The organism is Stenotrophomonas sp. YJH_SMC_17, from assembly GCF_059371655.1.
Genome location: NZ_JCAFUU010000004.1, coordinates 372,673 through 386,558, shown reverse-complemented (window position 1 = coordinate 386,558; position 13,886 = coordinate 372,673). Strand labels below are relative to the sequence as shown.

Annotated in this window: 10 protein-coding genes; 5 read left to right on the top strand and 5 right to left on the bottom strand. The window is 68.1% G+C overall.

Features of this window, described 5'->3' with window-relative positions; translation table 11 throughout:
- The 3 genes from AC5P8Z_RS14450 to AC5P8Z_RS14440 all read left to right on the top strand — a co-directional run.
- Positions 1-4,231 (top strand): YadA-like family protein (locus tag AC5P8Z_RS14450; protein WP_495229358.1); only part of this gene is annotated, 4,231 nt, incomplete at its 5' end.
- Positions 4,232-4,292: 61 nt separating this feature from the next.
- Positions 4,293-5,138 carry an outer membrane protein assembly factor BamE gene (locus AC5P8Z_RS14445; protein ID WP_495229357.1) on the top strand — a complete coding sequence of 282 codons (846 nt, stop codon included), beginning with the start codon at positions 4,293-4,295 and terminating at the stop codon, positions 5,136-5,138.
- Between the two features lie 148 nt (positions 5,139-5,286).
- Positions 5,287-5,550 (top strand): DUF6959 family protein, encoded by a 264-nt coding sequence (locus AC5P8Z_RS14440; protein WP_223224455.1) that lies wholly within the window; start codon positions 5,287-5,289, stop codon positions 5,548-5,550.
- Between the two features lie 107 nt (positions 5,551-5,657).
- On the opposite strand, the gene AC5P8Z_RS14435 is transcribed toward AC5P8Z_RS14440, so the two are convergent.
- Complete coding sequence (locus tag AC5P8Z_RS14435; RefSeq protein ID WP_495229356.1) at positions 5,658-6,587, bottom strand: class I SAM-dependent methyltransferase; 930 nt, start codon at positions 6,585-6,587, stop codon at positions 5,658-5,660.
- Between the two features lie 87 nt (positions 6,588-6,674).
- Here AC5P8Z_RS14435 and AC5P8Z_RS14430 point away from each other — a divergent pair, with 87 nt between their 5' ends.
- Entirely contained in the window at positions 6,675-7,055 is a 381-nt protein-coding gene (locus tag AC5P8Z_RS14430) for a MerR family transcriptional regulator (protein WP_295568844.1), read from the top strand.
- A 15-nt stretch (positions 7,056-7,070) separates the two neighbouring features.
- On the opposite strand, the gene AC5P8Z_RS14425 is transcribed toward AC5P8Z_RS14430, so the two are convergent.
- From AC5P8Z_RS14425 to AC5P8Z_RS14415, 3 genes are all read right to left on the bottom strand, one after another.
- Positions 7,071-7,787 (bottom strand): MgtC/SapB family protein, encoded by a 717-nt coding sequence (locus AC5P8Z_RS14425; protein WP_286068652.1) that lies wholly within the window; start codon positions 7,785-7,787, stop codon positions 7,071-7,073.
- A 98-nt stretch (positions 7,788-7,885) separates the two neighbouring features.
- The gene (locus tag AC5P8Z_RS14420; RefSeq protein ID WP_295568845.1) at positions 7,886-9,658 is read right to left on the bottom strand and encodes a chloride channel protein; all 1,773 of its coding nucleotides are present in this window, start codon (positions 9,656-9,658) and stop codon (positions 7,886-7,888) included.
- Between the two features lie 62 nt (positions 9,659-9,720).
- On the bottom strand, positions 9,721-11,802 hold the full coding sequence (locus AC5P8Z_RS14415) for a TonB-dependent receptor family protein (protein ID WP_495229355.1): 2,082 nt from the start codon (positions 11,800-11,802) through the stop codon (positions 9,721-9,723).
- A gap of 131 nt (positions 11,803-11,933) precedes the next feature.
- Here AC5P8Z_RS14415 and AC5P8Z_RS14410 point away from each other — a divergent pair, with 131 nt between their 5' ends.
- Positions 11,934-12,854, top strand: a complete 921-nt coding sequence (locus AC5P8Z_RS14410) for a M14 family metallopeptidase (protein ID WP_286068649.1) — start codon at positions 11,934-11,936, stop codon at positions 12,852-12,854.
- 38 nt (positions 12,855-12,892) lie between these two features.
- Here AC5P8Z_RS14410 and AC5P8Z_RS14405 read toward each other — a convergent pair whose 3' ends face one another.
- The gene (locus AC5P8Z_RS14405) at positions 12,893-13,744 is read right to left on the bottom strand and encodes a LysR family transcriptional regulator (RefSeq protein WP_495229354.1); all 852 of its coding nucleotides are present in this window, start codon (positions 13,742-13,744) and stop codon (positions 12,893-12,895) included.
- Positions 13,745-13,886: the final 142 nt, after the last annotated feature.

Here is a 13,886-nt window from a genome sequence, read left to right as displayed (position 1 = left end):
CGCAGTCGGCGGAACCGTCAACGGCGCAGTGGGTGCGGTCGGTGGCACGGTCAACAACACCGTCGCTGCGGTGGGCGGCACCGTCGGGACCATCGGTGGTGCAGCTGGTGGTGTGCTCAACGGCGCGACGGGCGCAGTCGGGGGAACTCTCAATGGCGCAGTGGGTGCCGTCGGTGGCACGGGCAACAACACCGTCGCCACGGTGGGTGGCACTGTCGGGACTGTCGGTAGTGTGGTTGGTGGTGCGCTCAACGGTGCGACGGGCGCAGTCAGCGGCGTGAGCGGAGCCGTCGGCACGGTCGGTGGCGCAGTCGGCGGAACGCTCAACGGTGCAGTTGGCGCCGTGGGTGGCACGGTCGGCAACGTAGGGACCGCCGTGGGCGGTACGCTCAACACTGCTGTCGGTGCGGTTGGCGGAACACTCAACGGTGCAGTTGGCGCCGCGGGTGGCGCGGTCGGTGCAGTGGGCGGCACCGTTGGCGGCGCGCTCAATGGCACGGTCGGCAACGTAGGGACCGCCGTGGGCGGTACCCTCAACAACACCGTCGGCACTGTCGGCACGGCGGTGGGCGGCCTGCTCAATGGCGGTACGGGTACCGGCACCGGCCTGGGCAGCCTGCTCGGCAACACCCTTGGCAATGTCGGCAGCGCCGTGGGCAACCTGCTCAACGGCAACCTCAATGGCACCCTTGGCAACCTGGGCACTGCGGTGGGTGGACTGGTCGGCGGCACGCTGGGCGGCCTCGGCCTGACCAAACCGTCGGCCATTCCGCCGACCAGCCCGAAGGCGCCGGCGGCGGCTGATCCGAATGCGGGCCTGATCATCGGCACTGGCGGCCTGGTCGGCAATGTCGGCCAGCTGATCGGGCCGACCACCACCAGCCTGTTTGGTGGCGATGGCTACCTGAGCAACGGCAACCTCAAGCTCAGCAACGCCAATGTGATGCAGACCTATTCGACGGTCAACGTGCTGGGCCTTCCGGTGGTCAATCTGTCGCCGGTCGGCAGCACCCTCAATGGCCTCGGCGGCGCCGCCACCGGCGGCAGCTCGCACCTGACACTGATTGGTGGCGTCACCTCCGACAGCTACATCTACAACATCAACAACGGCAACCCGGGTGGCCTGCTGGGCCTGCTGCTGCCGAAGGATTCGCCCGCCTGGGCGGCCAAGTGCCTGGACATCGCCCTGGCCGACATCTCGTGCTGGGCGGTCAACGCCGCACAGGACTACCAGGTGCTGATGGGTGACGGCGCGTTCGCCAACGGTTCGAAGGAAGTGGTGATCGGCGCCAATGCGCGTCACGAGCTGCCGAAGGTTGACGCCAACGTCGCCTTCCCGGGTGATGGGGTCAACGACCCGAGCAACCCGACCGGTGTGCCGACCGCCGACTACGCTGCGCGCATGGGCCACTCGGTGATCGTCGGTGACAGTGCCGTGGGTACCGCCAACGGCCAGACCCTGCTGGGTGCTGAAGCCACCTCCAACCAGGCCAATTCGGTGGCCCTGGGTTACCGTTCGGCGGCACTGCGTGGCGCACAGGCCAGCTACACCGCGTACGGCCTCACTGCACCGCAGGTCTCGGCCGGTGAAGTCTCGGTGGGCACCGCCGGTGGCGGCGAGCGCCAGATCACCAACGTCGCGGCCGGCAGCGTCAACACCGATGCGGTCAACGTGGCGCAGTTGAAGGGCGCGATCAGCCTGATCAACGGCGTGGCCGATGCTGCGGTGACCTACGACCTGGATGCCGGCGGCAATCCGGATTATCGCCGCGTCACCCTCGGCGCCGGCACAGGCACCACCACCATCGGCAACCTCGCTGCCGGTGCGGTTACCGCAGGCAGCCTGGAAGCGGTCAACGGTGGGCAGCTTGCGGCGACCAACACGGCCATCGCCAGCTTCTTCGGCGGCCGCGCGGCCTTCGATCCGGCCAGCGGCGCCTTCACCGCACCGCTGTTCGAGATCAGCGCGATCTCCACCACCGGTGCCATTGCCAAGGGCCTGTACGAGAACGCCACCGATGCGTTCGCTGCGGTTGATGGCTCGCTGGTCAATCTCAACACGCAGATCACCGACATCCGCAATGGTGGAACCAAGTACCTGCGGGTGAACTCGACCGGTACCGAAGCGTTGGCGACCGGTACCGATTCGATCGCGGTCGGTACCAATGCCCGCGCCACTGCCGCCAACAGCATCGCAGTGGGTGCCGGCAGCCTTGCCGATCGTGCCAACAGTGTGTCCATCGGTGCGGCCGGTGCCGAGCGCCAGGTCACCAACCTGGCCGCCGGCACCGCGGCCACCGATGCGGTCAACGTTGGCCAGCTGCAGGCATCGGAGCAGGGCGCGCTGCGCTATGACCTCAACGGCGATGGCAGCGTCAACTACGCCAGCGCCACGCTGGGCCAGAGCGGCACCGCCACCACCCTGCGCAACCTCGGCCCCGGCCAGGTCAGTGCCACCAGCAGCGAAGCGATCAACGGTGCCCAGCTGTTCGCGGCCAACCAGGCCGTGGCCACCCACCTGGGCGGTGGCGCGGCGGTCGACGCCAGCGGTGTGCTGACGGCGCCGACCTATTCGATCAACAACATCGCCGCCAACGGTACGATCACCAAGGGCAGCTACAACGACGTCGGCACTGCCTTCGACGCGGTCAGCAATTCGCTGGCCAACGTCGCCGACCAGGCCGGTGAGATCGACAAGCTGGCCGTGAAGTACGACGTCGATGGCAGTGGGAACGTGATCAACAGTGTCTCGCTGAAGGGTACCGGCACCGGTGCGGTGAAGGTGACCAACGTCGCCGCCGGCAGCATCCTGGCCGGCAGCAGCGATGCCATCACCGGCGACCAGCTGTTCAGCACGAACAGCACCCTCGCCAACTACTTCGGTGGCAGCACCGCCTACAACGGCACCACCAACCTGTGGACCGCACCGACGTTCAGCATCTCCAGCATCGCCACCGATGGCACCTTCACCAGTGGCGACTACAACAATGTCACCGCTGCATTCACTGCGGTGGACGGCTCGCTGAAGGTCCTCAACCAGCGCATCTCCAACGGCGGTGGCAGTGCCTACCTGGCGGTGAACTCGACCGCGGCGGCGGCGACTGCCGCTGGCGCCGAAGCGGTGGCGGTCGGCCCGCAGGCCAGCGCGGCCGGTGCCAACAGCGTGGCGGTCGGCAACGGCGCCAGCAGCAGTGCCGGCAACAGCGTGGCGCTGGGTGCCGGTTCGGTGGCCAGCGTCGGTGCGCAGGCAGGCTACACCGGCGCCTATGGGCAGACCGGTGCCAGCAACTCGGCAGGTGAGGTGTCGGTGGGCAGCACCGGCAGCGAGCGCAAGATCACCCATGTTGCTGATGGCTCCGACGACCACGATGCGACCAATGTCGGGCAGCTGAAGAACGGCGTGAACTACGCCATCGACCAGTCCAAGTCCTACACCGACCAGAAGATCCAGAACATCACCAATGTGGCCGGCAGCTTCCGCGCCAACAACACCAACAACCTGGCCGATCCGTCGGCAAGTGGTGCCAACTCGGCCGCCGGTGGCGCGGGTTCCGCCGCGGCGGGTGCCAACTCGACCGCGCTGGGCAATGGGTCGCAGGCACAGGCCGACAACTCGGTGGCGCTGGGTGCGGGCTCGGTGGCGAACCGTGCCAATACGGTGTCGGTGGGTGCCAGCGGTGCAGAGCGCCAGGTGGTCAACGTGGCCGATGGCACGCAAGCGACCGATGCGGTCAATGTACGGCAGCTGCAGGCGTCGCAGCAGGGCACCATCCGCTACGACACCACCACCAACGGTGCCACCAACTTCAACAGCGTCACCCTTGGCAGCACCACCAGTGGCCCGACCACGGTGCGCAACGTCGCCGCCGGCACCGCCGGTACCGACGCGGTCAACGTGGACCAGTTGAAGTCGGGCATGGCGCAGACCCTGGATTGGTCGAAGGCCTACACCGACGAGCGCATGGGTGGCTTCGAGCGCGACCTGCGCAAGACCGACAACCGTGCCTCGGCCGGTATCGCTTCGGCGATGGCCACTGCCGCGCTGCCGCAGCCCAGCGAAGCCGGCCGCAGCATGGCCTCGATCGCTGCGGGCAGCTACAACGGTGAATCCGGCGTCGCACTCGGTATCTCCGGCGTCTCCGAGGGAGGCCGCTGGATCTACAAGTTCAGCGGCTCCACCAACAGCCGTGGCGAGGCCGGCGTAGCCGTCGGTGCTGGTATCCAGTGGTGATCCCCGCCGCCGGGCCGAAGGTGCGGCCCGGCATCGCGGAAACGTCTACAGGGGGAACGACATGAAACAGCATCGCATCGCCTGCGCCGGCCAGTTGGCCGCCACGCTGGGCCTGGTTCTGGGGATGGGCCTGCTGGCCGCCTGCCGCAGTCATGCGCCGGCCGCCGAAGGACCCGCCGAAGCCACCGCCGTGCGCTTCCCGGAGGCCTCGAAGGCTTCGCTGAAGGAAGGCATCTATCCCGACGTCGCCGACCTGCGCCGCTTCGCGCCCGGGATGAGCAAGCGCCAGCTGTACACGCTGCTGGGCACGCCGCATTTCAACGAGGGCATGTGGGGCGTGCGCGAGTGGAACTACCTGTTCAACTTCCGCACCGCGCAGGGCGCGGAGTACTTCACCTGCCAGTTCCAGGTGCGTTTCGACAGCAAAGGGATCGCGCAGGCGGGCTATTGGAAGCCGGAATCGTGCGCGGCCGTGCTGGAGCCGCCGCGGCCGCCAGCTCCGCCGCCGCCGCCGCCGCCGGCACCGCTGCCGGAACAACCGCTGCGACTGTCTGCCGATGCACTGTTCGGCTTTGACAGTGCCGTGCTCAGCGCGGAAGGCCAGCATGCGGTGCAGGGAGTGTTGGCGCAGGTGCGCGAGGCCGCGCAGGTGCAGTCGATCCGGGTGACCGGGTACACCGATCGCATCGGCAGCGCCAGTTACAACCAGGCGTTGTCGCAGCGTCGCGCCGAGGCCGTGCGGAATGCCCTGGTGCAGGGCGGGGTGCCCGCCACCGCCATCAGTGCCGAGGGGCGTGGCGCGTCCGAGCCGATCGTGCAGTGCGAGCAACGCAACCGCCGCGAGCTGATCGCCTGCCTGGCACCGAACCGGCGCGTGCAGATCGCCGGGATGGCCCAGTCGCGCTGATGTTCCTGCGCCGGGGAAGCGCCCCGGTAATCCGAGTCCCCCCTGACCGTCGGCAGGACGTGGTTACGTCTCCCCCGTCGACCATGCCTGCCGACGGCTCAGGTTTTCCATGGTGCACGCGATGAATGCCCAATTCCTGCCTCTTTCCATGAAGACGGAAGCCACACTGAGTGTGTACGGCCAGCTCGGCAACCACGCCGTGGTGCGCATTCCCGGGCGGCGCCTGCCGGGGTTGATCCTGCAGGCCGATACCGTGGCCGGGTTCCTGGCGCAGTTGCAGGAGGCCCAGGCCTGCCTGCGGAGCGGTCGCGCGCAGCGCACCGATGCCGAGCTGGATATGCTGATCGATGTGCTGCAGCAGTGGTATGCGCTGATCGAATCGCGCCTGGCCGATGCCGGCGAGGCGTTGTAGCGCCCGACACATTCTCATCCATGCCATGCGTGGATGGCCATCTGGTGCGCGGGAATCCTGTAGATCCACGCCATGCGGGCATGGTTCCGCTCATGCGCGTGCGCGGATCAACCAGCAGGCAGCATCCACGCGTACCTGATCGCCTTCGATGAACGGCGTGAATGCCGACAGCGCCCTGGACAGCAGCTGATCGGCGCGCTCGGCAGGTATCGAGCGCAGCGCCACGCCGACGGGGCCCAGCTGGCCCACATAGGTGGGCAGCGCCCGATGAACGGCGTGAATGCCGACAGCGCCCTGGACAGCAGCTGATCGGCGCGCTCGGCAGGTATCGAGCGCAGCGCCACGCCGACGGGGCCCAGCTGGCCCACATAGGTGGGCAGCGCCTCGCGAGGAAGCGTGCAGGGCAGGTCCACCGCCATCACCTCCACCTCCTTCCAGCCCGCCGCCTGCAGCCGGCGGCGCACACGCTCGCCGTCGGCGAAGGCGAACTGCCCCGGCGCGCCGGGTATCCGGGCTGGCAGATCCAACGCAGGCCCGATCGCGCGCTCGGCGGTGGTCATGAACGGGTTTTCCTCGGCACTGCGCCAGGCGATGAAACGCAGCCCGGCACCGGGCGTGGCGGCGCGGTGCAGGTTGCTGAAGGCGGCTTGGCTGTCCTCGAAGAACATCACCCCCAGCCGTGACTGGATCCAGTCGAAGTGCGCAGAAGGCAGAGGGTGCCGTTGCGCGTCGGCGACGAAGAAGTCGGCATCGAGCCCTGCTGACTCAGCGCGCCCGCGGGCCATTGCCAGCATCGGTGCGGAAATGTCCACGCCCGTGCAATGCGCGGAAGGGCGTGCCGCCGCCGCTGCAAGGAGGCTCGCGCCCGTGCCGCACCCGATGTCGAGCAGTTGCGTAACGGTTTCTGGCAACTCGGCGACCAGCAGGTCGGCCATCGGCTGGAACAGGCCATCGAGGATGGCCTGTTGGGCGACCCAGATCTGGCCGCCGTGGCCATTCCAGAGGGTGTTCTGATCAACGGGGGATGTGCTCGCCATAGCCTTGCCTTGTCAGGAAGTGGCCCATAGGTTGCTGCTTGAAGACGACTTGAGGTCAAGCCCACGCGTGAACTGGATATCGGCGAGGTGGTGAAGCGCAGCGGGGTGCCGGCCTCGACCCTGCGCTACTACGAACAGCTGGGGCTGCTGCAGGCGCTTGGGCGCCGTGGCCTGCGCCGCCAGTACGACGAGCAGGTGCTGGAACGGTTGGCGCTGATAGGGCTTGGCCAGGCGGCGGGGTTGTCGTTGCAACAGATCGGGCTGTCGTTGCCCAGGCAGAGCTGTATCACCCTGGATCGCGAGGCGCTGCTGGCGCAGGCCGAGGTGCTGCAGCGGCAGATCACCCAGCTGCAGCGGGTACGGCGGAATCTGCAGCGGGCTGCGGCATGCCCGCAGGCAGAGGATGCCCGGAAGTGCGCTTCATTCCGCAAACTGATGCGGGCACAGCAGCGCATGGCGGGTGGGTGAGTTGCCGGAACCGCCTCAATCGCGGGTACTGACTTCCCAGGTGGCGTGCAGCACGCCCGGCACGTGCTCCATCCGCGCCAGCACCACATCCAGCTCGTCGGCACTCACGGCGGTGCTGACCAGCACCGCGATCACATCGGTGGGTGCATCGGCATGCTCGACCACCTGCACATCACCCACCGGATACTGCGCTGCTTCCAGCGCATCGACCAACCGCTCGCGAACCCGCGGCACGGCTTCGGCATCCACGCTCAGGCGCACTTCGTAGGTCGCCTCGGTGGCGGTCTCATTGATCGGAATGCGGTTGATCGCATTCACCAGCGGCCGCAGCAGGGTATTGCCGGCGATGATCAGCACCGCCAGCAGCACGCCTTCGGCCAGCATGTCCGCGCCGGTGCAGCTGCCGACCGCCGCCGAGCACCATAGGGTGGCGGCGGTGTTCAGGCCGCGCACGTTCATGCCTTCCTTCATGATCACGCCGGCGCCGAGGAAGCCGACGCCGGAGACCACGTAGGAGATCACCCGAACCGCTTCGGCGCTGCCAGCAATGCGCATGCCCAGGTCCACGAAGGCAGCGGCGCCCACCGCCACCAGCACGTTGGTGCGCAGGCCGGCGGTGCGCTGCCGGTACTGGCGCTCGGCGCCGATCAGCGTGCCCAGTACGAAAGCGGCCAGCAGGCTGACCACGGTGTCGGCGAAGGGGCCGGCCTGGAAGGTTTCAATGAAGCGCATGGCCGGAGTCTATCGCGTCGAAGTGACAGTAGATCCACGCCATGCGTGGATTTCGCGGGTGCGAGAGACGACTTGATCCCCTCCGTCCCTTTTCCGGATCAGTCGGTGTCCTCGACCCGCTCGCCCATCAGCTCGCGCTGGCGTTTGTCCAGTTCTTCGGCGTAGCGCTTGCGCACGAAGGCTTCGGAGACGACGCCCAGCACCTGGCCGTCGGCGCTGACCACCGCCAGTTCGTCGGCCTGGGTCTGGTCGAAACGCTGCATCACGCTGACTACGTCGGAGGATGGTGCCAGCGAGACGTCGCGGTTCTCGGCCAGGTCGCCGATCAGGGTTTCCGGCTTCACGCCATCGCCGTAGACCCGTGGAATCTGCACGATGCCGGCGTAGTGGCCCTCGCTGTCGATCAGGATCACCCGGCTGCCCGAGCCCAGCGGGAAGCGTTGGCGGAAGGTGGCGGCATCGAGATCGGCCGGAGTAGTGGCCACGCCCTTGCGCATCAGCCGGCCGGCGTTGAGGTTCTGCACCCAGCCCACGTCGCGGGCGCTCTTGATGGTCTCGCCACGCAGGTGCATGCGCCAGGTCGAGAACGAATAGCCGAACCACTGCCGCACCAGCGTGCTGGAGACCAGCACCGCGCTCATCACCACGCTTGTCAGCAGGAAGTCGTGGGTGCCTTCCAGCACCAGCATGGCCATGGTCATCGGTGCGCCGACCACGGCAGCGGCCAGTGCGGCCATGCCGGCCAGTGCGGCAGACGTGGCGTCGACCACCGGAACGCCGGTGGCCATGCCCAGCAGCCCGGCGAACAGCGCGCCGACCAGGGTGCCCATGAACAGCGAGGCGAAGAACAGGCCGCCGCGGAAACCGAAGCCCAGCGAAATGCCCGAGGCCAGGCACTTCAGCGTGAGCAGGCCGCCGATCCAGATCAGCGGCAGGTGGGTAGTCAGGTCCAGATGCAGCGCGCCGTGACCGGACGACAGCACCTGCGGGCTGGCCAGTGCCAGGGGAATCAGCAGCAGTCCACCCACCACGGGCCGTCCCCACGCGGGCAGGGGACTGCGCTTGACGGTGCCTTCGATCGAGGCGATCAGCCGCATGATGGCAATGCCGACCATCGCGCAGCAGCAGCCGAGCAGGCCGTAGATGGCGTAGTCGGCGGCGCGCACGTCGATGGTCGAGGCGGCAGGCAGCAGATAGGCCTCGATGCCGGCCTGGTCGGCCACGAAGGCGCCTGCCAGCGCAGCGACCGCCACCGGGGCAAGTGCAGCCGGGGTGTAGGCACCGATGACGATTTCGAACGCATAGAAGGCACCGGCCAGCGGTGCACCGAACGCGGCGGCAATGGCACCGGCAGCACCAGCGCCGACCAGGATGCGCACGTCGTTGCGACGCAGGCGCATCACCCGGCCCAGCTGCGAGCCGCTGCCGGCGCCCATCTGTGTGTATGAGGCCTCCAGCCCGACCGACGCTCCGCAGCCGTTGGACAGCAGGGTCTGGGTCAGCACGATCAGGTTGTCGCGCATCGACATGCGGCCGCCGTGCAGCGCATTGGCTTCCACCGCATCGAGCAGTGGCCGTTTCAGCCGCGTCGCCGCAAGGCTGACCAGGCCGACCAGCAGCCCGCCCAGTGGCAGCACCAGCAGCGCGGTCCATGTCAGCGAGGGCAGGGAGCTCAGCCGCATGCCGTCGTCCAGGCCGTACAACGTGCCCTGCAGCCAGCGCGCGATGCCTGACTGCAGCAGGGTCAGGTAGCCGGCGATCAGGCCAACCAGCAGCGCCAGCGCGATGAACCACAGGTCGCTGCCACGCAGGCGCAGGCGCAGGCCCTGGAAGGCCAGATGCAGGCGCGATGGCGAAACGGGCGAAGACATGGTGGCGGCATGATACGCCGCCACCGTGAGCGCCACCGTCACCGCATCGGGCGGCTACCGGCTCAGAAGCGGTAGCGGCCCTGCAGGTAGAAGGTGCGCGGCGCGGCCACCATGCGGCCAGCGTTGCCATCGACGTTGCGGGTGTACCAGCGCTTGTCGGCCAGGTTGTTCACGCCCAGCGCGATCTCGCTGTCACCCAGCCCCGGCACCTGCCAGGCCACCTGGGCATTCCACAGGCGTACGCCCGGCACGCGGCCCACGCGCGCATCGGCGCTCTCGGCCCAGGTGTTGGCGGCGTCGGAGAACTGGCCGCTCTGGTGGGTGCTGGAGACGTTGAAGGTCCAGCCGGCCAGCGCGTAGCGGGCGCCGATGCTGTCGGTGTCGCGCGAGTAGAACGGCACGTCCAGGCCGCGGTTGTCACCGGACTGCTGGATCGCCTTGGTCCAGGTGTAGTTGGCGTACAGCTCCAGCCCGGCCAGCGCGCTGTCCTCGGCGAAGTGGTACTCAAGTGCGCTCTCCACACCCTTGTGGTCGGTGGCACCAATGTTCTGGAAGGTGGGCGGGGTGATGCCCGGCACCTGCAGGATCTGGTTGTCGAAGCGCATCTTGAACACGGTCACTTCCGCGCGCAGTGCCCCATCCTGCCAGCGTGCGCCCAGCTCGGTGGTCTTCGCCACTTCCGGGTTCAGCGGGTTGCTGGCGCTCTGCGAATTGAGCTGGATGTTCTGCACCGGCCCGAACGAGGTGGTGTAGTTGCCGAACACGGTCAGCTTCGGGGTCAGCAGGTAGGCAACGTTGATCGAGGGCAGCGCCTTGTCGTTGCGGCTGCTGAAGGTGGCCGTGCCACCGGCCTGGCGGCGGTCCATGTCGATCCATTCCATGCGCACGCCCGGAGTGATGCGCCACTGGCCGATGGCGATGCGGTCGTCGATGTAGAAGGAGTGCGCATCGGTGACGTTGTCGAAGCGGGTGATGGCACTGGCCGCGCCGGTCCGGCGGGCGACGGTGTAGCTGCGGTCGTTGCCGCGCTCGCGCAGGAAGCGGTAGCCGGCGGTGATGTCATGCACCGTGCTGCCCCAGTGCAGGCGCTGGGTATAGCGCGGCTCGATGCCAAGCACGCGGTAGTCGCGCGGCTGCACGGTCAACTGGGTATTGGCGGCGTTGATCAGCGAGCTGGCACGGGTGCTCTCGTTGTAATAGGCCAGCACCTCGAACTCACTGTTGGCCGACAGGGTGTTGGTGTAGCCCAGGTCGATGCCGGTGCGATGGCCCTTCCAGAAATCGGTCGGCCGGGTGTTCTGGAACGGATCGGCCTCGTACGGGGCACGGGTCAGGCCGCCCGGCGTCAGCGAGCGCACGTCGTAGTAGGACAGCTTGGCGCGCAGCTCCTGCTGCTCGTCGATGGCGTAGGCGAACTTCAGTGCGAGATCGTTGAAGCGGTCATCGCTGCCCTGGCGCCAGCCGCGGCCATCCTGGCCGGAGTAGAGCAGGGCGGCGCCCAGACCGTTGTCGCCGGTACCGCCGAGGAAGGCGTTGTACTGGGTGCTGTCACCGCCGCCATGGTCGTAGGCGGTGTAGCGCACGCCAGCTTCGCCGTGCAGGCCGGCCCCGGTGGGAATGGCGCGGGTGCTGAAGTTGATGATGCCGCCCACGTTCTGCGGCCCGTAGCGCACCGCACCGCCGCCGCGCACCACGTCGATCGATTCGATGTTGGACAGACTGGTCGGCGCGAACGACAGCTGCGGCTGGCCATACGGCGCGACCGCCAGCGGGACGCCATCGAGCAGTACCGTCGAGCGCGGCGAGTAGCGACCGGTGAGGCCGCGCACGCCGATGTTCAGCGACACCGAACTGCCTGCGGTGCCGGAGTTGTCGGTGACCTGCACACCCGGAACACGGCGCATGGCATCGCCGATGCTGGCCGCGCCGCTGGCCTCGATGCGCTGGCGGTCGACCACCGTGCGTGCGCCGGCGAAGCTCTTGACGCTGTCATGCAGGCCGGTACCCAGCCAGCTGCCGGAGACCTGGATGCTGCCCAGCGTGGTAGCGCTGTCCTGGGCGAAGGCGGTGGCGGCCGGGAGCAGGCACAGGGTGAGGGCGGCGGCCAGCGGCAGGCGGGCCGGGTGCAGGGCGCGGGAGGGCATCGGTGCGGGCTGTGGAAGGTGGTAAATGAGAATTATTGCTGATTCCATTCGCCAATGGAATGCGCCGGCGGTTCACGCTGTTCCCCCGGTGGTAGAGTGGGCGATTGCTTCCTGACTCGCTGAGATCCGCCATGTCCCAAGCCGCCTTCTACCCCGTCGGAACCCCTGGCCAGCCGTGGGGGGCGGCGGAACGGGAGGTGTGGCGTGGCCGCCAGCAGCGCCTGCGTCACTACGACGAAGAGGTGCTGCCGCGCATCGAGGCGCTGGCCTCGCGCTTCGACAAGGTGGCCTATGGCCAGCTCGACTACGCCGGCGAGACCTACACCCTGTTCGCCCTGCGCAGCCGCGACTGGAACCCGGCGTTGCCGGCCGCGCTGGTCACCGGCGGTGTGCACGGCTACGAAACCAGCGGCGTGATGGGCGCGCTGGAGTTCCTTGAGAAGCACGCCGCCGACTACGCCGGCAAGGCCAACCTGCTGGTGGCGCCGTGCGTGAACCCGTGGGGCTTCGAGCGCATCAACCGCTGGAATTTCGATGCGATCGATCCGAACCGCAATTTCCGCGTCGATGGCCCGGCACGCGAATCGACCGCTGTCATCGAGCTGATCGCGCCGTACAAAGGCCAGTTCGTGCTGCATATCGACCTGCACGAAACCACCGACAGCGACGAGAGCGAGTTCCGCCCGGCGCTGGCCGCGCGTGACGGCAAGCCGTTCGAACCGGGGCTGATTCCCGATGGCTTCTACCTGGTGGACGACAGCGAGAACCCGCAGCCGGCCTTCCAGCAGGCAGTGATCGCTGCCGTGGAGAAGGTGACTCACATTGCGCCGGCCGACGACAAGGGCGAGATCATCGGTTCGCCGGTGGTGGCCCACGGCGTGATCGAGTACCCGCTGGTGAAGCTGGGCCTGTGTGCCGGCATCACCGGTGCGACCTACACCACCACCACCGAGGTCTACCCGGACAGCCCGCGCGCGACACCGCAGCAGTGCAACGACGCCCAGGTGGCAGCGGTGTGCGCGTCGCTGGATTACGCGCTGGCCCATCGTTGATCGGATAACCGGCTGCCCATCCACGCATGGTGGGCGTGTCACCCCAACGCGTCGGCCCACCACAGCGCCGCCGGCCCCGGCGGCGCATCGCGGCGCCACAGCAGGTCGCTGTGGATGCGACGTGGCCACCCTGGCAGGGTCAGTTCCACCAGCTGCCCGCGGTCGTAGCGCTGTACCAGCCCACGTGGCAGCTCGGCCCAGCCGATGCCGTCCTCGGCCATCTCCATCACCATCAGGTAATCGGTGGCGGTCCACGCCAGCCCGGTAGCCGCCCGCGCAGGGTCGACCTCCGCGCTCAACCGCACCTGCCGGTGCCGCGCTAGCTGGGAAGCGGCGCGACGGCCGGCGTCGGCCAGCGGATGGTCGCGCGCCACATACACCGACAGCTCGCTGTGATGGGCCAACGGCCGTGCCACAAGTGCATCCGGATAGCTTTCCTGGCGCGGGAGCAAACCCAGCGCGGCACGGCCGCTGCCGACCAGCTCCAGCACGTCCTCGCCTTCGGCATCCAGCCATTCCAGTTCGATCTCCGGGAATGCTTCGGCAAAGCGCTGCAACGCACGCTGGTCCGGATCGAGCTGATACACGTCGGAGAACACCACGGTCAGCCGCGCTTCGACCGGGGCGGCCAGCCGTACGCTCAGCTGCTGCAGGCGGGTATCGGCGGCGAGGATTTCCTGGGCATGACCGAGGACCTGGCGTCCGGCTTCGGTCAGCTGCGGGTAGCGGCCGCTGCGGTCGAAGAGGCTGACGCCGAGGTCGGCCTCCAGATGGGCGATGGCGGTGCTGACCGTCGATTGGGTCTTGCGCAGGCGTCGGGCCGCCGCCGAGAACGAGCCCAGCGCCGCGGCTTCCACGAAGGCCTGCAGGGATTCAGGGGAATAGGGCATCTATCCATCGCTCCTATCGATGGTTTCTATTTTGAATCGACCGTAAAAGGCGATGATACTGGCCGCCGTCGCCCCTGTCTGGGGGGTGTTCCGGCTCATCCGCGCCTGGCGTGGATCTACTGAGGGCGGGGCGCTGTCCCCA

Coding starts and splice junctions, on each gene's coding strand:
- AC5P8Z_RS14415 (WP_495229355.1), bottom strand. CDS start 11,802: ATGCCCTCCCGCGCCCTGCACCCGGCCCGCCTGCCGCTGGCCGCCGCC.
- AC5P8Z_RS14445 (WP_495229357.1), top strand. CDS start 4,293: ATGAAACAGCATCGCATCGCCTGCGCCGGCCAGTTGGCCGCCACGCTG.
- AC5P8Z_RS14435 (WP_495229356.1), bottom strand. CDS start 6,587: ATGGCGAGCACATCCCCCGTTGATCAGAACACCCTCTGGAATGGCCAC.
- AC5P8Z_RS14405 (WP_495229354.1), bottom strand. CDS start 13,744: ATGCCCTATTCCCCTGAATCCCTGCAGGCCTTCGTGGAAGCCGCGGCG.
- AC5P8Z_RS14420 (WP_295568845.1), bottom strand. CDS start 9,658: ATGTCTTCGCCCGTTTCGCCATCGCGCCTGCATCTGGCCTTCCAGGGC.
- AC5P8Z_RS14410 (WP_286068649.1), top strand. CDS start 11,934: ATGTCCCAAGCCGCCTTCTACCCCGTCGGAACCCCTGGCCAGCCGTGG.
- AC5P8Z_RS14425 (WP_286068652.1), bottom strand. CDS start 7,787: ATGCGCTTCATTGAAACCTTCCAGGCCGGCCCCTTCGCCGACACCGTG.
- AC5P8Z_RS14440 (WP_223224455.1), top strand. CDS start 5,287: ATGAAGACGGAAGCCACACTGAGTGTGTACGGCCAGCTCGGCAACCAC.